Origin of the sequence: Streptomyces sp. NPDC004629, assembly GCF_042873595.1 — a bacterium.
GTDB lineage: Bacteria > Actinomycetota > Actinomycetes > Streptomycetales > Streptomycetaceae > Streptomyces.
In genome coordinates, this window is sequence record NZ_JBIALO010000025.1 from 64813 (window position 1) to 85396 (window position 20584).

The 20584-nt window shown below is 73.8% G+C and carries 21 protein-coding genes; 13 read left to right on the forward strand and 8 right to left on the reverse strand.

Translation table 11 applies throughout. The features are described from left to right. The first annotated feature begins 365 nt into the window (after positions 1-365). Together ACFYTE_RS31145 and ACFYTE_RS31150 are read left to right on the forward strand one after the other, a co-directional pair. Positions 366-1493, forward strand: a complete 1128-nt coding sequence (locus ACFYTE_RS31145) for an alpha/beta hydrolase (protein ID WP_388717674.1) — start codon at positions 366-368, stop codon at positions 1491-1493. 137 nt (positions 1494-1630) lie between these two features. Beyond that, positions 1631-3070 carry a hypothetical protein gene (locus ACFYTE_RS31150; protein ID WP_388717677.1) on the forward strand — a complete coding sequence of 480 codons (1440 nt, stop codon included), beginning with the start codon at positions 1631-1633 and terminating at the stop codon, positions 3068-3070. Between the two features lie 16 nt (positions 3071-3086). On the opposite strand, the gene ACFYTE_RS31155 is transcribed toward ACFYTE_RS31150, so the two are convergent. Further along, positions 3087-3500: a VOC family protein gene (locus tag ACFYTE_RS31155; RefSeq protein WP_388717680.1), complete on the reverse strand. Its 414-nt coding sequence runs from the start codon at positions 3498-3500 to the stop codon at positions 3087-3089. A 790-nt stretch (positions 3501-4290) separates the two neighbouring features. Between ACFYTE_RS31155 and ACFYTE_RS31160 the strand changes: the two genes are divergently transcribed. From ACFYTE_RS31160 to ACFYTE_RS31175, 4 genes are all read left to right on the forward strand, one after another. Next, entirely contained in the window at positions 4291-4929 is a 639-nt protein-coding gene (locus tag ACFYTE_RS31160; RefSeq protein ID WP_388717683.1) for a hypothetical protein, read from the forward strand. Positions 4930-5023: 94 nt separating this feature from the next. Next, positions 5024-6622 (forward strand): ribosomal protection-like ABC-F family protein, encoded by a 1599-nt coding sequence (gene abc-f, locus ACFYTE_RS31165; RefSeq protein ID WP_388717687.1) that lies wholly within the window; start codon positions 5024-5026, stop codon positions 6620-6622. A gap of 352 nt (positions 6623-6974) precedes the next feature. Beyond that, complete coding sequence (locus ACFYTE_RS31170) at positions 6975-7196, forward strand: helix-turn-helix domain-containing protein (protein WP_004002281.1); 222 nt, start codon at positions 6975-6977, stop codon at positions 7194-7196. 163 nt (positions 7197-7359) lie between these two features. After that, positions 7360-8163: an enoyl-CoA hydratase/isomerase family protein gene (locus tag ACFYTE_RS31175; protein ID WP_388717690.1), complete on the forward strand. Its 804-nt coding sequence runs from the start codon at positions 7360-7362 to the stop codon at positions 8161-8163. A 28-nt stretch (positions 8164-8191) separates the two neighbouring features. Here the strand turns inward: ACFYTE_RS31175 and ACFYTE_RS31180 are convergent, their stop codons facing one another. Beyond that, a complete protein-coding gene (locus tag ACFYTE_RS31180) occupies positions 8192-9028 on the reverse strand; it encodes a nucleopolyhedrovirus P10 family protein (protein ID WP_388717692.1) in 837 nt (278 codons plus the stop codon). 87 nt (positions 9029-9115) lie between these two features. Here ACFYTE_RS31180 and ACFYTE_RS31185 point away from each other — a divergent pair, with 87 nt between their 5' ends. From ACFYTE_RS31185 to amaP, 5 genes are read left to right on the forward strand one after another with little or no spacing between them, the layout of a single operon-like run. Next, positions 9116-9601, forward strand: coding sequence for an Asp23/Gls24 family envelope stress response protein (locus tag ACFYTE_RS31185; protein ID WP_388717695.1), 486 nt, complete (start codon positions 9116-9118; stop codon positions 9599-9601). 49 nt (positions 9602-9650) lie between these two features. Continuing rightward, the gene (locus tag ACFYTE_RS31190) at positions 9651-9848 is read left to right on the forward strand and encodes a hypothetical protein (RefSeq protein ID WP_388717698.1); all 198 of its coding nucleotides are present in this window, start codon (positions 9651-9653) and stop codon (positions 9846-9848) included. 17 nt (positions 9849-9865) lie between these two features. Further along, a complete protein-coding gene (locus ACFYTE_RS31195; RefSeq protein WP_388717701.1) occupies positions 9866-10276 on the forward strand; it encodes an Asp23/Gls24 family envelope stress response protein in 411 nt (136 codons plus the stop codon). Further along, on the forward strand, positions 10273-10950 hold the full coding sequence (locus ACFYTE_RS31200; RefSeq protein ID WP_388717704.1) for a DUF6286 domain-containing protein: 678 nt from the start codon (positions 10273-10275) through the stop codon (positions 10948-10950). Before ACFYTE_RS31195 ends, ACFYTE_RS31200 begins: the two co-directional genes overlap by 4 nt. Continuing rightward, on the forward strand, positions 10947-11534 hold the full coding sequence (gene amaP, locus ACFYTE_RS31205) for an alkaline shock response membrane anchor protein AmaP (protein ID WP_388717707.1): 588 nt from the start codon (positions 10947-10949) through the stop codon (positions 11532-11534). Before ACFYTE_RS31200 ends, amaP begins: the two co-directional genes overlap by 4 nt. Positions 11535-12122: 588 nt before the next feature. Here amaP and ACFYTE_RS31210 read toward each other — a convergent pair. The 5 genes from ACFYTE_RS31210 to ACFYTE_RS31230 form a co-directional block, all read right to left on the reverse strand. Next, positions 12123-12878 carry an SDR family oxidoreductase gene (locus tag ACFYTE_RS31210; protein ID WP_388717709.1) on the reverse strand — a complete coding sequence of 252 codons (756 nt, stop codon included), beginning with the start codon at positions 12876-12878 and terminating at the stop codon, positions 12123-12125. Positions 12879-12883: 5 nt separating this feature from the next. Then, positions 12884-14668, reverse strand: a complete 1785-nt coding sequence (locus tag ACFYTE_RS31215; protein WP_388717712.1) for a glycoside hydrolase family 15 protein — start codon at positions 14666-14668, stop codon at positions 12884-12886. Positions 14669-14738: 70 nt separating this feature from the next. Then, on the reverse strand, positions 14739-15530 hold the full coding sequence (locus tag ACFYTE_RS31220; RefSeq protein WP_388717715.1) for an SURF1 family protein: 792 nt from the start codon (positions 15528-15530) through the stop codon (positions 14739-14741). 49 nt (positions 15531-15579) lie between these two features. Then, positions 15580-15813: a hypothetical protein gene (locus ACFYTE_RS31225; RefSeq protein WP_388717718.1), complete on the reverse strand. Its 234-nt coding sequence runs from the start codon at positions 15811-15813 to the stop codon at positions 15580-15582. Positions 15814-16123: 310 nt separating this feature from the next. Beyond that, a complete protein-coding gene (locus tag ACFYTE_RS31230) occupies positions 16124-17122 on the reverse strand; it encodes a DEDDh family exonuclease (protein ID WP_388717721.1) in 999 nt (332 codons plus the stop codon). Between the two features lie 253 nt (positions 17123-17375). Between ACFYTE_RS31230 and ACFYTE_RS31235 the strand changes: the two genes are divergently transcribed. Then, positions 17376-18095, forward strand: coding sequence for a VIT family protein (locus tag ACFYTE_RS31235; RefSeq protein ID WP_388717724.1), 720 nt, complete (start codon positions 17376-17378; stop codon positions 18093-18095). A gap of 411 nt (positions 18096-18506) precedes the next feature. Next, positions 18507-19550: a zinc-dependent alcohol dehydrogenase family protein gene (locus tag ACFYTE_RS31240; protein ID WP_388717727.1), complete on the forward strand. Its 1044-nt coding sequence runs from the start codon at positions 18507-18509 to the stop codon at positions 19548-19550. 39 nt (positions 19551-19589) lie between these two features. On the opposite strand, the gene ACFYTE_RS31245 is transcribed toward ACFYTE_RS31240, so the two are convergent. Beyond that, positions 19590-20549: a CopD family protein gene (locus tag ACFYTE_RS31245; protein ID WP_388717730.1), complete on the reverse strand. Its 960-nt coding sequence runs from the start codon at positions 20547-20549 to the stop codon at positions 19590-19592. Between the last annotated feature and the right edge of the window lie 35 nt (positions 20550-20584).

Here is a 20584-nt window from a genome sequence, read left to right on the forward strand (position 1 = left end):
CGCGGGGAACTGCGCAACAAGCCACCCACGACCCGCACTCACCGACAACGGCATGCACCCCCTCCCCTGGGGGTGCGGGGAACTGCGCAACAAACCACCCACACCCCGCACCGACAACACAACCCGCACCCCCTCCCCTGGGGGCGCGGGGAACTGCGCAACAAACCACCCACGACCCGCACTCACCGACAACGGCATGCACCCCCTCCCCTGGGGGCGCGGGGAACTGCGCAACAAACCACCCACAACCCCCACCGACAACACAACCCGCACCCCCACCCCAGGGGCGCGGGGAACTGCGCAACCCGGCCAAAGACCCCCCGCTTCCACTGGCCCCCCACCCCCTCCCCCAGCACACTGGTTCCGTGCGCACTGTCACGGCGACGGCCGCCGCCCTCACCGCGGCCCTGGCAGCCGGCGCGGCCGGCGTAGCCGCCGGGCGGCTGGCGAGCGACGCCGCGCTCAAGGCGCCCGCCGGCGGGCCCCTGCCCACCGAACCCCGGCTCACCGTGCACGGCACGGCCGCGGGACAGATCACCCTCACCCGCGATCTGGCCTCCCTGCGCCCCGGCACCTACGGCCTCGCGGGCGACGGCTCGCACGCCGTCGTCGGCCCCGTCCTGGAGTCCGTCCGGAGCACCGCCGACACCGTCGTACGCCGCCTGGAAGGCGTCACCCACGGCACCCTCGGGGTCGGCGACAAGGTCTGGCTGACCCCGAACGTGCACGTCGGCAACCCGGCATCCGCCCTCGACCTCGACCACGCCGACATCGACATACCCGGCGAACTCGGCCCGCTGCCCGCGTGGTTCGTGCCCGGCCACCGGGACATCTGGGTGATCGCCGTGCACGGCCTGGGCACCACCCGTGAACAGGCCCTGAACGTCATGGGGTTCCTGCACCACAGGCGCCTGCCGGTGCTCGCCCTCGCCTACCGCGGTGACCTCGGCGCACCCCGCAGGCCCGACGGCCTGAACCACTTCGGCGCGACCGAGTGGCGCGACCTGGACGCCGCGATCCGCTACGCCGTCCGGCACGGCGCAGGCCGCGTGATCCTGCTCGGCTGGTCCACCGGCGCCACCATGGCCCTGCACGCCGCCGCCCGCTCACCCGAGCGGGACCGCATCGCCGGCCTCGTCCTGGACTCGCCGGTGCTGGACTGGCCGGCCACGCTGCGCGCCCTGGCCTCGGCCCGCCACACGCCGGACGCCGTGCTGCCGCTCGCCGTGCGCGCCGCGCAGGGGCGCACCGGTCTGCACCCCGACGGCCTCGCCGACGCCGCCGACCCCGCCCGGCTCGACGTGCCCACCCTGATCATCCACGGCCCGGGCGACACCGTGGCCCCCTGGGTGTACTCCCGGCGCCTCGCCGACCGCCGCCCGGACCGCGTCGCCCTGCACACCGTCGCCGACGCCCCGCACGCGGCCATGTGGAACGCCGACCCCGAGGGGTACGAGGAACAGCTGCGCCGGTTCCTGACTCCGCTCATGTAATCCATTCCGTTTAACTCCGTACCGGTGGCCTGATCCTGGCCCGTCCGCCCCAGCCGGGCACCGCGCGTTGGCCACCCTCGTCGCCCGCCGTGACATTCCGTTTGGGTTTTCGGACCGTCAACCGGAAGACTGCCCCCGTGACGTCCCGTATCCCGCGCGACTCCAGGCTTCGACTCGTCCGACCGCGACCCCTGGCCGCCGCCCCCAGAGCTGTGAACCAGCGGCGCCCACGCCGCCCCGCACCCCGGCCACCGGAAGGCACGCCCGCCCCCGCGGAGCTGGCCAGAATGGCGCGCTCCGGCCTGGCGGGCGCGGCCCGCGTCGCCCACTGGGCCGACGCCGCCCTCGGCCCCGGCCGCGCCGGGGCCACCGAGGACGGCAAGGCCACCCTCTCCGACGCGGCCGCCGAACGCGCGGCCGGCGATCTGCATCTGACCGTGGCCCAGGTCCGGACCGACTGGGACACCGCCCGCCTCGCCGGCCTGGTCGAGGTGCACGGCGACAGCGCCCGCCCCGGCTGGCGGCTGCGCGCCTGGGACCGGGACGACAGTGCCGTACTGCGCGGCTGGGTCGCTCTCTTCGACGCCTGGTCGCTGGCCCATCCGGAGCCCGCCGAGCAGGAGCACGCGGTCGTCGCGGACGTGGTCTCGGCCATGCCACAGGTGCTCTCCTTCCTCCAGTTGTCCGCCGGTCCGGTCCCGGTCGAGCAGCTCCTCGACCTGCTCCGGCAGCGGGTGACCGAACTGCGCACCGAGCGCTGCGAAGTCCCCTACGAGCCCGGTCCGGACGATGCCCCGGGTGCCGCGCTCCCGACGGCCGGCGCGCCCGCCGCCCCGCCGCCCGCGCCCGCCGAGGACGCTCTCCTCGCCCCGATCCTCGACTGGGCCCTGCACGCCCTCGCCTCCGTCGGCGCCCTCACCTACGGCGACGGCCAGGCCACCCTCACCTCGCTCGGCAGCTGGGCGGTGTGGGTCAAACTGGAGCAGATCTGTGTGGCCGCGCAGAGCCCGGCCGGGAACATCGAACAGTCCGCCGAGGACATGCTCCGCGGCTGCGCCCAGCTCCGCCCCAACGCCGCCCGCGCCGAGTACCGCGCCTGGCTCGCCGCCCGCCCCGTCGGCAGCGCCGTCACGGAACTGATCGGGGCCGCCCGCGGCGACGACGCGCTGCTGCGCGGCCTCGCCTTCGAGGCGCTGCGGGTCGTCGGCGCCCCCGCCGAGCCCGACGTGCGCGGCGTCGTCGACGAGCCCACGCTGCGGCCCTACGCCCTGCTGTGGCTGGCCGAGCACGACGGGGCCGACCCGGAGGACGCCCACGAGGTTCTCACCCGCGAAGAGGCCACCTGGCTGTGGGTCGACACCGCCGCCGCCGTCGCCGACCACGGCGAGGCGCCGATGCTCGTGCGTCATCTGGAGTCCGCGGTACAGCCCACTGTCCCGCGGCTGCTCGACGAGGTGCGCGCGGTGGGGCATCCGCGCACCGTGCAGGTCCTGGTCGCGCTCGCCGCCGCGCACCCCGACCCGGCCCTGGCCAAGGCGGTGCGCCGGGCCGCCTTCCAGGTGCACACCGGCGGATAGTGCGCGCCGGAGCGGGTCAGATCCCTATTTCGGGGGCGTACGTCCCGAAGCTCCAGATGTTGCCCTCGGCGTCCCGGGCCGTGTAGTCCCGCGAGCCGTAGTCCTGGTCCGTCGGGGGCATCACGATCTCCGCGCCGTGGTCCACGGCGCGCTGGTGGTGCGCGTCGACGTCGTCCACCACGATGTACACCCCCGCCGGGCCCGCGTCCCTCATCAGCGTGTCGAAGACACCGCCGCGGCCCTTGGAGCCCAGCATCACCGCGCCGTTGCCCTGCACCAGCTCGGCGTGCAGCACCGAGCCGTCCTCTCCCTCGTACACCGAAAGCTCGGTGAATCCGAAGGCCTCCGTGAGCTGCTTGATCGCCGCCTTCGCGTCCGCGTACAGCAGCGTCGGATAGATGCTCGGACGCCCTCCGCCCGTGCCTGCCATGCCGATCACTCCCCTGTGAACATGCCTCACCTATGTCTGCCGACGGGCCCTTCGGTTCCCGTGGATCCGATCTGCCGCCCAGTCTTGCACCCGGCACTGACAACGCCCGGCGGCAACCGACCCCGGCTTCACCGGAACGTGTCGCACCGGCCCATGCCCCCGATCCGACAGCCGTGCGGCTGAACGGGGGACGGCCCGCCGCCCGCTTGCGTGTCGCCCCTGCGCGCCCGGCCGCCCCGCCCCCGCCTGGCTACGCTCTCCGCCTGCCCCGACCGGCCCGGAAGGACTGGACGGACCGTGCGGACTTGGCGGCTAGGCGGCCGGCATGACCCCGAGGGAGCGGGGGGAGTGGGTGGACTGGGGCCAGAGGCCCTGGCCGGACCCGAACGACCTAGTGGCATGGAAGGACGGCGGACCAGAGGCACCGGGCGGACCGGCCGGCCTGGAGGAACCAGGGGCCGACCCCGGGCGGACCGGCAAAACCGGGCGGACCGGCAAAACCGGGCGGACCGGAAGGACAGGAGGGCCATTGGGGCGTGGCGGACCAAAGGGACCAGAGGGGCCAGAGGGGCCGATTAGCCAAGAGGGACTGGATGGACTGATCGCCCCGGAGGGACTGGGCGAACCCGAGGGCCCGAAAGGGCACGGTGTGCCGGAGGGTGTCGAAGGAGTCGAGGGGGCGGTGTGGGTGCCGGGTGGCGGGGAGGGGCGAGGAGGCGTGGGGCGGGGTCGGCCGGGGCGGGCGTGTGGCGCCGTTCGGGGGCTCGCTCTCGCCGGCGCCCTCGTGGGCGTGCTTCTCGCCGCCGCCCACCAGTTGCGCCCCGCCGCCCCCTACGGGGACCGGCTCACCGCCCACGGCCCCGAGGGGCAGCCCGCGACAGCGGTCCGCACCCGCGGTGCGGCCGTGGAGGCGTACGACCCGGCCGACGGCGAGCGGCGCTGGCGCTACGCGCGCGAGGGCCGCCGCCCGCTCGGCGTGCTCCCCGCGCGCGGGCATGCGATCGCCCTCTGGGACGACGGACTCGTCACCGCCACCGACGGCCGCTCCGTGCGCTGGCACCGCGCCCTGCCCGCGGCATCCGGCTGGCTCGCCGCGCACGGCGCCACGGGCGTCCTGCGCCCGCTGCCCCGGGGCATGCTCGCCGTGGTCACCCCGCGCCGCATCACCGCGTACCGCACCGCCGACGGCGACCTGCGCTGGGTGCTGCCCGCGCGCGAGCGCTGCGCGTTCCGCCCCGACCGCGCCGTGCGGCACGGCCCGAACCTGCTCGTCGCCCAGCCCTGCGCGCGGGGCGCCTGGACCGATCAGCTCGTCGCCGTGGACGACCTCGGGCCCGTCGCACCGCACCGCGCGCCCCTCGGCAACGGGATGCCGGGCCGCGGAACGGGACACCCGGACCCGGGAAAACCGCTTGCGCCGCCCCGTTAGACTGACCCTCATGGCCATTCTCCTCGCGCATTAGACGGCGGGAACGTCCTCAGCCGCCCATCCCGCCAACGACTTCCCGCCCTGGAGTCTGTCCGTGATCTCCGCCTCCGGTATCGAGCTGCGCGCCGGTGCCCGCATCCTCATCGAGAACGCCACGTTCCGCGTCGCCAAGGGCGACCGCATCGGTCTCGTCGGCCGCAACGGCGCCGGCAAGACCACCCTCACCAAGGTCCTGGCCGGCGATGGCATCCCCGCCGCCGGCACCGTCACCCGCTCCGGCGAGGTCGGCTATCTGCCGCAGGACCCGCGCACCGGCGACCTGGACGTCCTCGCCCGCGACCGCGTCCTGTCGGCGCGCGGCCTCGACGTGCTGATCCGCAAGATGCGCGAGAACGAGCAGCGCATCGCCACCGGTCAGGGCGCCACCCGGGAGAAGGCGCTGAAGCAGTACGAGCGCCAGGAGACCGAGTTCCTCACCAAGGGCGGGTACGCCGCCGAGGCCGAGGCCGCCACCATCGCCGCCGCGCTCAACCTGCCCGACCGGGTGCTCGGCCAGCCGCTGCACACGCTCTCCGGCGGTCAGCGCCGCCGTATCGAACTGGCCCGGATCCTGTTCTCGGACGCGGACACGCTGCTGCTCGACGAGCCCACGAACCACCTCGACGCCGACTCGATCGCCTGGCTGCGCGACTACCTGAAGACGTACCGCGGCGGCTTCATCGTCATCTCGCACGACGTCGACCTGGTCGAGACGGTAGTGAACAAGGTGTTCTACCTGGACGCCAACCGTTCGATGATCGACGTCTACAACATGGGCTGGAAGCTCTACCAGCAGCAGCGCGAGGCCGACGAGAAGCGCCGCAGGCGCGAGCGGCAGAACGCCGAGAAGAAGGCCGCCGCGCTCAACGCCCAGGCCGACAAGATGCGGGCCAAGGCCACCAAGACCGTCGCCGCGCAGAACATGGCACGCCGCGCCGAGAAGCTGCTGTCCGGCCTCGAAGCGGTCCGCCAGTCCGACAAGGTCGCCAAGCTCCGCTTCCCGGAGCCCGCGCCCTGCGGCAAGACCCCGCTGATGGCCGAGGGCCTGTCGAAGTCGTACGGCTCGCTGGAGATCTTCACCGACGTCGACCTGGCCATCGACAAGGGGTCGCGGGTCGTCATCCTGGGCCTCAACGGCGCGGGCAAGACCACCCTGCTGCGGCTGCTCGCGGGCGTCGAACAGCCGGACACGGGCATGGTCGTCCCCGGCCACGGCCTCAAGCTCGGCTACTACGCGCAGGAGCACGAGACCCTGGACGCCGACCGCACGGTCCTGGAGAACATGCGCTCGGCCGCTCCCGACATGGATCTGGTCGAGGTCCGCAAGGTCCTGGGCTCGTTCCTGTTCTCCGGTGACGACGTCGACAAGCCCGCCGGCGTCCTGTCCGGCGGCGAGAAGACCCGCCTCGCGCTCGCCACGCTCGTCGTCTCGTCGGCGAACGTGCTGCTCCTGGACGAGCCGACCAACAACCTCGACCCGGCCAGCCGGGAGGAGATCCTCGGCGCGCTGCGCACCTACGCCGGCGCGGTCGTCCTGGTCACCCACGACGAGGGCGCGGTGGAGGCGCTTCAGCCGGAGCGGATCATCCTGCTGCCGGACGGCGTGGAGGACCTGTGGGGCGCCGACTACGCGGACCTCGTCACCCTGGCTTGATCGTCGCCCTGGCTTGATCGAAAGAATGATCCACGGGCTATGGATCATTCGGCCCATCGGTGATCCATCATCTGTGTGAGATCTCCTGGTATCCGGGTGTGTCCTACACCCATGTCGCGGCCGATCCCTCCGTCGGTGAGGGGTCGGCCGTCGTGCGTCTCTGACCTGGCACTTCACGAATGAACCCGTTCGGCGGTACGGACGGCACGCATCGGAACCACTGATTCCGCTTGTGGGGATGTGCTCCTGTCGTCAAAACCGTGTCTTACGGACCTTGCCGAATGGGTGGCCATCGAGCCCAGGAGGGGTGATCATGAGGAGACCAGAGCGCACTTCCCATGAGGAGGCACGGGTGGCCGAGACTCTGAAGAAGGGCAGCCGGGTGACCGGCGCCGCGCGCGACAAGCTCGCGGCAGACCTGAAGAAGAAGTACGACTCCGGTGCGAGCATCCGGGCGCTGGCCGAGGAGACCGGCCGCTCGTATGGCTTCGTACACCGGATGCTCAGCGAGTCGGGCGTCACGCTGCGTGGGCGTGGCGGAGCGACCCGGGGCAAGAAGGCCGCATCGTCCTGACCCCCGGGCGGCCATCGGCTTCGATGGTGGCCACCCGGCCGGTCCTCCCGCAGCGCCCTTGAGGGGGCCTGGGGGCACCTCAGATCGGCCGGGTGGTTACTGTGCAGTCACTTAGCATGCCGTCACGGCACGGCGTGTCGACCGCACTCATCGGAGGCGCCCCATGGCTTCGCCCGACCAGGACCTTGCTCCCGCACTCGACAAGGACGGCGTACGGCTCACCGTCGACGACGCGCTCGCCACGGTGACCCTGACCAACCCGGCCAAGCGCAACGCCCAGGGCCCCGCACTGTGGCGGGCGTTGGCCGAGGCCGGGCGGTCGCTGCCGGGTACCGTGCGAGTCGTCGTGCTGCGCGGCGAGGGCAAGTCCTTCTCCGCCGGGCTTGACCGGCGGATGTTCGCCCCGGACGGCATGCCGGACGAGCCGACGCTCACCGATCTCGCACGCCGCGACGATGCCGAACTGGACGCGACCATCGCCGCCTTCCAGGAGGCATTCACATGGTGGCGGCGGAACGACCTCGTCTCCGTCGCCGCCGTCCAGGGGCATGCCATCGGTGCCGGCTTCCAACTCGCCCTCGCCTGTGATCTGCGCGTCGTCGCCGACGACGTGCAGTTCGCGATGCGCGAGACCAGCCTCGGAATCGTGCCCGATCTGACCGGCACGCACCCGCTGGTCGGCCTGGTCGGATACGCCCGCGCGCTGGAGATCTGCGTGACCGGGCGGTTCGTCGGCGCCGAGGAGGCGGTGAGCTGTGGGCTCGCCAACCTCGCGGTGCCCGTCGGTGAACTCGACGCCGCCGTAGGCGACCTGACCGGGGCGATCCTGGCAGCGCCACGCGACGCCGTGGTGGAGACCAAGGCCCTGCTGCGCGAGGCGGGCGGACGCACATACGAGGAGCAGTGCGCCGCCGAACGGGCCGCTCAGGCGCGGCGGCTGCGGGATCTGGCCGGCGTCGGCGACTGAGCCGCGCACGGGCCGGGCGGCACGGCGCTCAGCCCGCCGCCGTGACCAGCACTGCCACCGTCGTACGCCCCTCCAGTGCCGCCGCCACCGCGGTACGCACGTGACGGACCACGTCCCGCGGCCGGTGCCCCGCCGCCACCGCCAGCTCCACCCGGACATGGCGGTGCGGCGACGCGCCCGGCCCGTGCCGCCGTTCCTCGCAGTGCACGCCCCGGCCAAGACCGCCCAGGCTGCCGGTCAGCCGGACCACGCCCGGCACGGACAGGGCCGCCGTCGCCGCGCGGATCTCGTCGGGGCCCGTGCCCTCCCGGGCCGGGGCCGGCTCCGGCACCCGCGCCTTCGGGTGGTCCGCAGGCTTGTCCAGCAGTTCGGTGATCCGCAGATCCACCTCCGTGACCGTCAGCCCGAGCCGCCGGTCCGCTGCCGTGGCCAGGGCCAGCCGGAGCCGGGACGCGGTCTCCGGCAGCGGCGCGGCGGCCGTGGCCGCGAAGTCCGCCACCACCCGCAGCGGTCCCGGGGACAGCGCGCTCGGCGGCGCCGGCACGGCGGCATCTTCAGCCTCCTCGGGCCCCTCAGCCCCCTCAGCCCCACCAGCCCCCTCTGGCCTACGGGCCGCTGCCTCGCCCGCCTCGCCAGCCTCGTCGGTCCCGACCATCCGGCCCATCTCGTCCATCTCGTCCGGCTCGGCGCGTGTGATCCGCAGCCGGCCCAGGTACACCCCCGGCACTTCCGCGGCGGCGCGCCGCAGCACCGCCTCGGCCGCCGCCTCCGTGATCCACCCGCCGTCCTGCGCACCGCCGAGCGGCAGCAGCCTGCCGAGCCCCACCTGCTGCCGCACCACTCGGGTCCATGGATCCGCCGTCATTCCTCCAGCCTGCCCTATTCCTGGCGCGCAATCCCGTCACCGCACATACCGTGGTCGCAGGAGGACGATTGGAAGGGACGCACGGCGATGACCGACATGACGGAGCAGAACCGGACGACGGGCCCCGAGGCCGAGGGCGAGACCCCGGTGCAGACCCGCAAAGCCACCAAACGCGGCGGTGGGGACCCGGCGAGCCGCGGCCGGACCACCATCGCCGACGGGGTCGTGGAGAAGATCGCCGGGCTCGCCGCGCGTGACGTGGTGGGCGTGCATGCGATGGGCAGCGGGCTGAGCCGGACCTTCGGCGCCGTGCGCGACCGGGTGCCAGGCGGTTCGAAGTCGGTGACCCGCGGGGTGAAGGCCGAGGTCGGCGAGGTACAGACCGCGCTCGACCTGGAGATCGTCGTGGACTACGGGGTGTCCATCGGCGACGTGGCCCGCGATGTCCGGGAGAACGTGATCGCTGCAGTGGAGCGGATGACCGGCCTTGAAGTCGTGGAGGTCAATATCGCGGTGAGTGATGTCAAGCTCCCCGAGGAAGAAGAAGAGGAGCTGGAGCCGCGGATCCAGTGATGCCCTGGCGGCGACCGGACCACGCGGCTGAGGAGCGGAGGAGGACAGCATGAACATGGCCGTGATCGGCATGATCGCTGGAATGGCGCTGGGCTTCGCCGGGTACTTCGGCGGGTTCGGCGCGTTCCTGCTGGTGGCGGCCCTGGGCGCGATCGGATTCGTCGTCGGCCGGTTCCTGGAGGGGGACCTGGAACTGGGTGACTTCTTCCGTACCCGCGACCACAAGCGCGACCGGCACCCCCGATGACAACCGCCGATGAGTCCATGAGCGACGGGCCGGTCGCGGCCCGCGGGGCCGCGACCGCCGTCGCGCCGGGCGCGCGCGGCGCCACCCGGATCGCCGACCGGGTCGTCGCGAAGATCGCCGCGCAGGCCGCGCGGGAGGCCGTCGGCCCGCTCCCGAAGGACGCCGTGCCCCCGCACGCGACCGTCGTCGTGCGCCCCCCGGCCGCCGAATCCGCCCGGACCCGGGGCACCGCCACCGCCTCGGCCCGGGTCAGCGTCCAGCTCGAACTCGACTACCCGACCGACATCGGCGCCCGCTGTGCGGCCGTGCGTCGTCATGTGACCGAGCGGGTAGGCGCGTTGGTGGACATGGAGGTGCCGGAGGTCGCCGTGGAGGTCGAGCGGCTGCATCTGGCACCGGGGCACGGCGCGGACGGGAGGACGCGATGAGCGAGCCCCAGGGCACTGAGGCCGGTACCCGGCCCCTGCCGGTCGTGGAGAAACCGGCCGGCCCCGCACTCGACGGGTCCGCCTCGGCTGCGGACCACGATCCGCCGACCGCCGCCGAGGGCCCGGACGGCCGGGAGGGCCGCTTCTGGTCCGTGCGCCGGGTCCCCGCCGGCATCGTCGCACTGCTCCTCCTGCTCGGCGCGGGCGTCTTCCTGTACGACACCGTCGCCGTACGGGCCCACCGGCCCGCCATGCACTGGCGCCGCGCACTTGCCCATCAGCTCGCGCACCGGCCCCTCGACGACATCTGGGTGCTGATCGGCGCCGGCGTCGCCACGGTCCTCGGCCTGTGGCTGATCGCGCTCGCCGTCACCCCCGGCCTGCGGAGCCTGCTGCCGATGCGGCGCAGCCACCCCGACATCCGGGCCGGACTCCAGCGCGCGGCCGCCGCGCAGGTGCTGCGCGACCGGGCCATGGAGGTCTCGGGCGTGCGGTCGGTACGGGTGCGGATGCGGCGACGGAAGGCCGACGTCCGCGCGGTCTCGCACTTCCGTGAACTCGACGAGGTGCGCGCCGACCTTGACCTCACGCTCGCCGAGGGGGTCCGGGGACTGGGCCTGTCCCGGCCGCCCACCCTGTCGGTGCGTGTGGCCCGGCCCGGACGGAAGGGGTGACGGCGGTGCTCCGGATCGTCAACCGGGTGCTGATCGGGATCATCGGTCTGCTGCTGGTCGCCGTCGGCGGCCCGGTGCTGGCCGTGGGCCTGGGCACGCGGCCGCCGTCCTGGTGGATCCACGGCGGGCCGCACGACGTGCTGCTCAGCGACGCCCAGCGGAGCCGGTGGCGGGACGCCGGCTGGTGGTGGCCCGCGGTCATCGCCGCGCTCGCCGTCCTCGTCCTGCTCGGGCTGTGGTGGCTGACCGCGGTGCTGCGCCGCCGCCGGCTGGCCGAGGTGGTCGTCGACACGGGCGACGGCGCGGGCGCGCTGCTGCGCGGCCGGGCCCTGGAGACCGTGCTCGTCGGGGACGCGGCCCGTCTTGACGGAGTGGCCCACGCACAGGCGACGCTGATCGGCCGCCGCACCGCACCGCAGGCCCGGGTCTGGCTCCAGCTGGAACCGGACGTGGACCCCGGCATGGCCCTGCACCACCTCGCCACCGAATCCCTGGCCTGCGCCCGCGACTCCGCGCGGCTGCCGGCACTGCCGGCGGAGGTGTTCCTACGAGCCGTCAAGCACCGCGCGGAACGGGTGACATGACGAAACCGACCGCCCCACCGGTTGCGACCGCACCCCGGCCGAGCTGATGCGCGTGGGCGGCTTCGGCCCCGACGGCCCGGGCCGCGCCGGGCCGTCATCGGGAACGCCGCGGTGCGCTGCGCGGCGCTAGCGGGCGGTCGCGATGAGCCGTGCGGTGGTGTCCGGGTCGGCGTTGTCCACGGCGACCCAGATCGCGCCGGGGCCAGTTCGGCCGCCGCGTCGGCGGCCCGCTGGTCGTCCCGCCGCGAGAGCACAGCGGTGCGCCGCGCGGCGTCGTCGGGGTGGCCGTACCAGTCCCGGCCGGTGGCCGTCGGCCCTCTGCTCGCCCTGGTCTTCGGCACCGCGCGGGGCCCCGCGGAACCAGCCGGGCACCGGCCGCGGTCGGCGGGCAGCTCCCGGAGCCGGTGCCGTGTGCGCCGCGACACCGGCCAAGGCACGGGGGAGTCCAGCCGCTGGGTCCCGGGCCGTTGCCGGGCGGCGTCGCACTTTTGGGGGAGCCGGTGCCTGACGGAGCGGGATGGGACGGCCGACGAGACACGCGTGTCCGTCGGCCGTCCCGTTCCGTCCTGTGCGAGCCGGGTGCCGGGTTCAGAAGCCGTGGCGCATTCCGCCGTCGACCGGGATCATGATGCCCGTCAGATAGGAGGCGGCCGGGGACAGCACGAACGCGGCCACCCGGCCGAACTCCTCCGGTGTGCCGTACCGGCGCAGCGGGATGCGTGCCTCGTTCGCGGCCCGGGTGACCGCCGGGTCCGCGGACAGCGCGTCCAGCTCGCGCACGCGGTCCGTGTCGATGCGCGCCGGCAGCAGCCCCACGACCCGGATCCCGCGCGGCCCCAACTCGTCCGCGATCGACTTGGCCAAGCCGGCCAGTCCGGGCCGCAGCCCGTTGGAGATCGTCAGCCCGGGGATCGGTTCGTGCACCGACCCGGACAGCACGAACCCGATGACACCGCCCTGCGCCAGCTCCGCCGCCGCCGCGCGAGCGACCCGCACCGCGCCCAGGAACACCGACTCGAAGCCCGCCCGCCACTGCTCGTCCGTGTTGTCGGCGACGAACCCCGGCGGCGGCCCGCCGACGCTGATGAGCACGCCGTCGAAGCGGCCGAACCGCTCGCGGGCGGTCGCGATGAGCTGTGCGGGGGCGTCCGGGTCGGCGTTGTCCACGGCGACCCCGACCGCGCCGGGGCCCAGTTCGGCCGCCGCGTCGGCGACCCGCTCCCCGTCCCGCCCCGTGATGACCACCTTCGCCCCGTCGGCGACCAGTTCGCGCGCGGCGGCGTTGCCCAGCCCGCGCGTGGCCCCCGTGACGACGTACACCCGGTCCTTCAGTCCAAGATCCATGGCCCCTATCCTGCCCCGTCGCCCCCGAACAGCACGAGGGCGGTGTTCACCAGCGCGATATGACTGAACGCCTGCGGGAAGTTGCCCAGCTGACGCCCGGCCACCGGGTCGTACTCCTCGGACAGCAGCCCCACGTCGTTGGCGAGCCCCACCAGCCGCTCGAACAGCCGCCGCGCCTGCGCCGTACGGCCCGTCAGGTGCAGCGCGTCCGCGAGCCAGAACGAGCAGGCCAGGAAGACGCCCTCGCGTCCCGGCAGTCCGTCGATGCCGTCGTCGGTGCCGGCGTAGCGTTGTACGAAGCCGTCGCGCCCCAGTTCCGCGCGGACCGCGTCCACGGTGCCGATCACCCGCGGGTCGTCCGGTGGCAGAAACCCGGCGCGGGGGATGAGCAGCAGGGCGGCGTCCAGCTCCCGCGAGCCGTAGTACTGGGTGAAGGTGTTCCGGTCCGGGTCGTAGCCCTTCTCGCACACCTCGCGGTGCACCTCGTCCCGCAGCGCCCGCCAGCCCGCCTTGTCCCCGGGGAGTTCGGGGTACTCCTCCAGGGTGCGCACCGCCCGGTCGGCGGCCACCCAGACCATGACCTTCGAGTGCACGAAGTGCCGGCGTCCGCCGCGCACCTCCCACAGTCCCTCGTCCGGCTGCTGCCAGTGGGCGCGCAGCCACTCCAGCAGGATGTTCTGCATCGACCACATGTGCGGCTTGGGTGAAAGACCGGAACGCCGGGCCAGCCACAGCGAGTCCATGACCTCGCCGTACACGTCGAGCTGCAACTGGTTGACGGCGCCGTTGCCGATCCGTACCGGCGCCGACCCGGCGAACCCGGACAGCCACGGCACCTCGAACTCGGGCAGCCGCCGCTCACCGGCCACGCCGTACATGATCTGCAGGTCCGCCGGGTCGCCCGCGACCGCGCGCAGCAGCCAGTCGCGCCAGGCCCCGGCCTCCTTGTGGTATCCCGCGGACAGCAGGGCGCCGAGGGTGAGGGTGGAGTCGCGCAGCCAGCAGTAGCGGTAGTCCCAGTTGCGTACGCCGCCCAGTTCCTCGGGCAGCGACGTGGTGGCTGCGGCGACGATGCCGCCGGTCGGACGGTATGTGAGGGCCTTGAGGGTGATCAGGGAGCGTACGACGGCGTCCCGGTGCGGGCCGTCGTAGCGGCAGCGGGCCGCCCAGCGCCGCCAGTCCCGCACGCTGGAGCTGAGCGCTTCGTAGGGATCGACCAGGCCGGGCCGCGGCTCGTGCGAGGGGTGCCAGGTGAGGACGAAGGCGATCTTCTCGCCCTCCGCGACGGAGAACTCGGAGTGCGTGCCGAAGTCCTTGCCCCATGTCCGCACCTCGGGCTCGCTGCGCAGCCACACCGAGTCCGGTCCGGCCACGGCGACCCGGTGGCCGCCGGAGCGGCGCATCCACGGGATGATCGAGCCGTAGTCGAAGCGGAGGCGGAGCGTGCTGTGCACGGTGACGCGCCCGCTGACGCCCTCCACGATCCGGATCAGCTCGGGGGCGCGCTCGCGCTGCGGCATCAGGTCGGTGACCCGGACCGTCCCCTGCGGGGTGTCCCACTCGGTGTCGAGGACCAGCGTGTCGGGACGGTAGCCGCGCCGGGTGCATCGGTCCGCGTCCACCGGCGCGATCCTCCAGTGCCCGTTCTCCTCGTCGCCCAGGAGCCTCGCGAAGCAGGCGCCGGAGTCGAAGCGGGGCAGACACAGCCAGTCGATGGAGCCGTCCGTGCCGACCAGGCCGGCGGTCTGCTCATCGCTGATGAGGGCGTAGTCCTCGATGCGGGGGTGCACGCAGATGCGGGTTCCCGGTGTACCGACGGGGCAATCCGGGGCGCGGCCGGGCGGGTGACGCGCCCGGCGGTCACACGGCGGCCGGCTCCGCCTGCGGCGTCGTCTCGCCGTCCGTGGCGCGGGTCCGCTCGCGTGCCTCCCGGCGTGCCAGGACGGCCCAGCCGACCGGGACCGCGGCGGCGAACAGCCACCACTGGATCATGTACGCGTAGTTCAGCGGGGCGTCTTCCTTGCCCGGGTCGGAGATCTGCTGCGGGGTGTCGCCCTTCGGCTCGGGGGCCGTCTGCTCGATGTAGCCGCCGAGCACCTCGGCGCCGAGCCGCCGCGCCTCCTGCTCGCTGTTGATCAGCATGATCTGGCGGTCCGGCAGTCCCTCGACGTTCTTGATGCCGCTCGCCGCGGTCGTCTCGTCCGCCTTCAGCCGCCCCGTGACGGTGGTGCGGCCCGCGGGCGGCGCGGGGATCTTCGGGAAGGCGGTCTGGGAGCCGGCCGCCGGGATCCAGCCGCGGTTGACCAGCAGCACCTTGCCGTCGGTCAGCACGAACGGGGTCAGGACGTGGAAGCCGACCTCGTCGCCGGAGTTGACGCGGCGGCGCACCACGACCTCATGGCCGGTGTCGAAGGTGCCCGTCGCGGTGACGCTGCGGTACCGCTCGGTGCGGGTCACCGCGTGTCCGGGCGAGGTCAGCTGCTCCACCGGTACGGGCTTGGCGGACAGCGCGTCGGTGACCAACTGGTTCCGGGCGCTGCGCTCTTCGTACCGGTGCTTCTGCCAGAAGCCCAGCTCGATCATCACGGGGATCAGGAGCAGGGCGATCAGGGTGAGGATCACCCACTGCCGGGTCAACAGGAAGCGGTACACCCGTCGACCGTACAACTTGGACGTCGGGTGCATTCAGTCGGGTACCGGTTCACACCCGGTCCACGATCCCCGTCTTGCCCGCGGCCCGGGCACAGTGGGCACCGCAGAACCACTGCCCCTCGGCCTCCACGCCCTGGCCGATGATCGAGACCCGGCAGTGCTCGCACACCGGGGCCATGCGGTGGATCGCGCAGGAGAAGCAGTCGAAGACATGGACCGCGCCCTGGGCGTGCACTTCGAACGTCATTCCGTATTCATTACCGCAAACTTCGCATTTCGCCATGGGCTCAGGGTGAGCGGTCCCCGTCCCCCGGTCGAGCGATCACCGGGCGAGTCGCCCCCCAATCACCCGACCGCCCCGCGGCGCAGGACCGCCTTGCCCAAGCCCTCGCGTACCGCCACCCCTCACACATGCCACAACGGGAAATCCCGCCGCAGCGGCGAACAATCACCACGGCGCATCCCGGCGGTGCCGACCGCAGTCGCCCACCGCCCACCCGGCGCCACCAGCCCACCGCACGCCCCGCCCACGCCCGGCACAACCTGGCGCCATCAGCCCACCCGCGCATACCGCACGGCCGCCCGCGCCGCGGTCAGTGGCGGGGGGTCGCCGGTTCCACGTCTCTCAGTAGCTGGCCGAACGCCGCCTCGTCGAGCACGGGCGTGCCGTACTGCCGCGCCTTGACCGCCTTCGAGGTGCCCGAGTCCGGGTCGTTCGTGACCAGCAGACTGGTCAGCCGGGACAGGCTCGTCGACACATGCAGCCCCGCCTCGGTGGCCCGGTCCTCCAGCAGCTCGCGGTCGACCGACGTGTCCCCGGAGAACGCGACCCGCATGCCCTGCTTGAGCCGTTTGCCCTCCTCCCAGCGCCCCGGGTTGGGGTAGGGGCACGCGGGGCGCCTGCGGGCGGGACGCCAACCGGACGGCCGGTAGCCGCCCCAGCCGCCGCCCGCCTGCCGGCCGATCAGCGGCGCGGGCGTGTCGTTCCACTCGGTCAGCGGCCGGCACTCCAGCAGCGGCAGCCGGACATCCTCCCGCGCCGCGGCCCGCAGGCTGGGCCGGAAGGCCTCCGCGAGCACGCGCGCGTCGTCCAGCGCGTGGTGCGCCTGCCGCTGTACGACGCCGAAGTGCGCCGCCAGCGACTCCAGCTTGTGGTTGGGCAGCGGCAGGCCCAGTTCCTTGGACAGCGCGATGGTGCACAGCCGCTGACGCACCGGCGCCTCCCGTTTCGCGCGCGCGTACTCGCGTGCGATCATCTGCCAGTCGAAGACGGCGTTGTGCGCGACGAGCACCCGGTCCGCCAGCCGGGCGGCGAACTCCTCGGCGATGTCCGCGAAGAGCGGCGCCCCCGCCAGCACCTCGCTCGTCAGACCGTGGATCCACACCGGGCCCGGATCGCGCTCCGGGTTGACCAGCGTGTACCAGTGGTCCTCGACCTCGCCGCGCGCGTCCAGCCGGTAGACGGCCGCGGAGATGATCCGGTCGTCCCGGGCCAGCCCGGTGGTCTCCACGTCAACGACCGCGTATCCCTTCGGATACGCGGCCGGCCACCGGGTGGGGGAGGACGCTGCGGTCGTACGGTCTTCGAGCATGGTCACTGAGGATACGGGCCGGGACCGACAGCCCTGCCCCCAGGCCGCCGGTGCCCCTCCTCGTGTCCGAGCCGGCGTCAATTCCCCCGCCGTCGGCCCGCGTTTCGCGACCGGCCACGCCGTCCGCCCGGCAAGACGCCCTCGCACCACGGCCGTTGCGTGTTCCGGCCGATGCGCGTCCCGCTCGGTGCGCGTCCGGCACCCGGGAGCGTCGCTGTGGGCGCTGCGGAGGGCGAGCTGCGATCCTCCGTCTGTGATGGAACCGACGCACTCCCCACACCACGAGCCGCACGGCGGCGGGCTCGGCTCCCGGCTGAACTGGTTGCGGGCGGCGGTCCTCGGGGCGAACGACGGCATCGTGTCCACGGCCGGTCTCGTCGTCGGCGTGGCCGGGGCGACGAGCGACCGTGCCGCCCTGCTCACCGCCGGACTCGCCGGGCTGCTCGCCGGTTCGATGTCGATGGCCGCGGGCGAGTACGTGTCCGTGTCGACCCAGCGTGACTCGGAGATGGCCGCCCTGGCCGTGGAGAAGCGGGAGTTGACGGAGCAGCCGCAGGCCGAACTGGAGGAGCTGGCCGGCCTCCTGGAGGAGCGCGGGCTGTCCCGGGAGGTGGCGCGGGAGGCGGCGGAGCAGTACACCGCGCGGGACGCGCTGCGGGCCCACGCGCGCGTGGAACTGGGGATCGACCCGGACGAGCTGACCAACCCCTGGCACGCGGCGTGGGCGAGCTTTCTGGCCTTCACGGTCGGCGCGCTGCTGCCGCTGCTCGCCATCGTGCTGCCGCCCGCGGACCGGCGGCTCCCGGTCACCGTGGTGTCCGTGCTGGCCTCGCTGGTACTGACCGGCTGGAGCAGCGCCCGGCTGGGCGCGGCGGCCCCCGGCCGGGCGGTGCTGCGGAACGTGGCAGGCGGAGCCCTCGCCATGGGGGTCACCTACGGGGTCGGCACCCTGCTGGGCGCGGTCGGGATCTGACCGGTCCGCGGTCCGACGCGCGGGTCCGTCCGACGGCGGTCGGGCGCGCGGACGACGTACCGTGAAGTGGGCTCGATCACCCCGGGCGCACCGCACGCTCCGCGCAGCACACGCACCACCGTGCGACCACGCCCCCCACCGTGCGACCACGCCTTCACCACCACGCGCACGCCGCACGAACACCGCACAAGGCACCACCACGCGCACGCCGCACCAACACCGCACAAGGCACCACCACGCGCACGCCGCACCAACGACGCACGAGGCACCACCACGCGCACGCCGCACCAACGACGCACGAGGCACCACCACGCGCACGCCGCACGAACACCGCGCGAACACCGCACGAGGCACCGCCGCACGAACACCGCACGGATACCGCACAGACAACGCACGAGAAAGACCCCCGCCATGCGCGCCACCACCATCCACGCCCCGTACGACATCCGCGTGGAGACCGTGCCCGACCCGGTCGTGCGGCTGCCCACCGACGCGGTGGTGCGGGTCCTGCGCGCCTGCATCTGCGGCAGCGACCTGTGGGCGTACCGCGGCGCGGCGCCCCGGCAGCCGGGGCAGCGGATCGGACACGAGTTCCTGGGCGTCGTCGAGGAGACCGGCTCCGAGGTGGACGGCGTGCGCCGCGGCGACCTCGTCGTGGCGCCCTTCAAATGGTCCGACGGCGTCTGCGACTACTGCCGCGAGGGCCTGACCACCTCCTGCGAACACGGCGGCTTCTGGGGCTCCGTCGGCTACGACGGCGGCCAGGGCGAGGCCGTGCGCGTGCCGTTCGCCGACGGCACCCTCGTGGTGCTGCCCAAGGAGGCGGCCGGCGACGACCGTCTGCTCTCCGCCCTGCTGACCCTCTCGGACGTCCTCGGCACCGGCCACCACGCCGCCCTCGGCGCCGGTGTCCGACCCGGTGCCGACGTCGCCGTCATCGGGGACGGCGCCGTCGGCCTGTGCGCCGTCCTGGCGGCCCGGCGGTTGGGCGCAGAGCGGATCATCGCGCTGGGCCGGCACCGGGTCCGCACGGACCTCGCGCGCCGCTTCGGCGCCACCGACGTCGTCGCCGAACGCGGGGAGGCGGCCGTGGCGGCGGTCCGCGGGCTCACCCGGGGCCAGGGCGCGCACGCCGTCGTCGAGGCGGTCGGCACCGAGCAGTCGATGACCACGGCCGTGCGCATCGCCCGGGACGGCGGGGCCATCGGCTACGTCGGTGTGCCGCACGGCAGCGGCACCGGCCTCGACCTGGGCGTCATGTTCGACCGGAACATCGCGCTGCGCGGCGGGGTCGCGCCGGTCCGCGGGTACATCCCGGAGCTGCTGCCGGACGTCCTCGACGGCACCGTCGACCCCTCGCCCGTCTTCGACCTGACGGTCGGCCTGGAGGGCGTACCGGACGGTTACAAGGCGATGGACGAGCGCTCCGCCCTGAAGGTGCTCGTCACCATCTGAGCCGGCGCCGTGGGAGTCCCGGGTCTCCTTCGGATCAGGTCACCAGCGGATCGGCAGGGGCAGCGCGGTCAGCAGCCCCGACACCGCGACCACCACCCCGAGGACGATCACCTCGCCCCGCGCGGGTACGGACGCGGTCAGCGGGTCGGGCGCACGGCGCAGCCGGATCCGCGCCCACAGGGCGAGCAGGGCGACGGCGGCCACCAGGATCACCTTGGCCAGCAGGGTGCGCCCGTAGGCCGTGTCCGTCAGCTGGTGCAGCACCGTGTCCGCGGGCATCCGGCGCAGGGTGCTGCACAGGCCCGTGGCGGTGATCACCGCGAGGAGCACGGCGGCCACGCGCGCGTAGAGCCCCAGCAGTCCGGCGCCCGCCGGGCCGGCGCCGGCCCGGCGCCACAGCCGCACCGTCCGCAGCGCGTGCAGCAGGCCGCCGGTCCACAGCGCCGCGCACGTCAGGTGCACGAGGGTCAGTCCCGTACCGATCAGCGGGCTGTGCTCGGTCGTGGGGTGGGCGCGCAGCGCCTCCGCGCAGACGACCGCGGCCGCCGGCCAGAGCTGGAGGCCGGGCCTGCGGCCGAGCGCGCACAGTCCGGCCAGGATGAACGCGTTGACCTCCAGGAGGGCGAGCGCCCCGTCACGGGTGCCGTAGAGGCCGCCGATGTCGATCTGGGAGGGGTCGTGGGGCACCAGGTTGCCGGTCGCCACGACCGAGGCGAGGCCCAGCGCGGCGAGGAAACCGGCGCCGGCCGCGTACGGCGCCCAACTGCGGGGCGTGCCGGACGGCGCGCCGGGCAGCCCACGGGCCAGCCGGTTCACGAACAGCTCGCCCAGCGGTACGCACGGCGCCGCGAACAGCACCGTGCGCAGCAGGGCTATGCCGCCGACGCCCGGGGCGGCGGCCTCCCCGGTGCCGTGCAGGGCGGCGGACGGCCCGAGCAGGGGTATCAGAGCGGCCAGCGCCACCAGGGCCAGCACGGCGGTCGGTCGTATCAAGGTCACCCCCGGATCTTCGCCAGCCGCCACGAACGGCAGCA

Coding starts and splice junctions, on each gene's coding strand:
- ACFYTE_RS31180 (WP_388717692.1), bottom strand. CDS start 9,028: ATGACGGCGGATCCATGGACCCGAGTGGTGCGGCAGCAGGTGGGGCTC.
- ACFYTE_RS31190 (WP_388717698.1), top strand. CDS start 9,651: ATGAACATGGCCGTGATCGGCATGATCGCTGGAATGGCGCTGGGCTTC.
- ACFYTE_RS31195 (WP_388717701.1), top strand. CDS start 9,866: ATGAGCGACGGGCCGGTCGCGGCCCGCGGGGCCGCGACCGCCGTCGCG.
- ACFYTE_RS31225 (WP_388717718.1), bottom strand. CDS start 15,813: ATGGCGAAATGCGAAGTTTGCGGTAATGAATACGGAATGACGTTCGAA.
- ACFYTE_RS31200 (WP_388717704.1), top strand. CDS start 10,273: ATGAGCGAGCCCCAGGGCACTGAGGCCGGTACCCGGCCCCTGCCGGTC.
- ACFYTE_RS31175 (WP_388717690.1), top strand. CDS start 7,360: ATGGCTTCGCCCGACCAGGACCTTGCTCCCGCACTCGACAAGGACGGC.
- ACFYTE_RS31210 (WP_388717709.1), bottom strand. CDS start 12,878: ATGGATCTTGGACTGAAGGACCGGGTGTACGTCGTCACGGGGGCCACG.
- ACFYTE_RS31240 (WP_388717727.1), top strand. CDS start 18,507: ATGCGCGCCACCACCATCCACGCCCCGTACGACATCCGCGTGGAGACC.
- ACFYTE_RS31155 (WP_388717680.1), bottom strand. CDS start 3,500: ATGGCAGGCACGGGCGGAGGGCGTCCGAGCATCTATCCGACGCTGCTG.
- ACFYTE_RS31230 (WP_388717721.1), bottom strand. CDS start 17,122: ATGCTCGAAGACCGTACGACCGCAGCGTCCTCCCCCACCCGGTGGCCG.
- ACFYTE_RS31185 (WP_388717695.1), top strand. CDS start 9,116: ATGACCGACATGACGGAGCAGAACCGGACGACGGGCCCCGAGGCCGAG.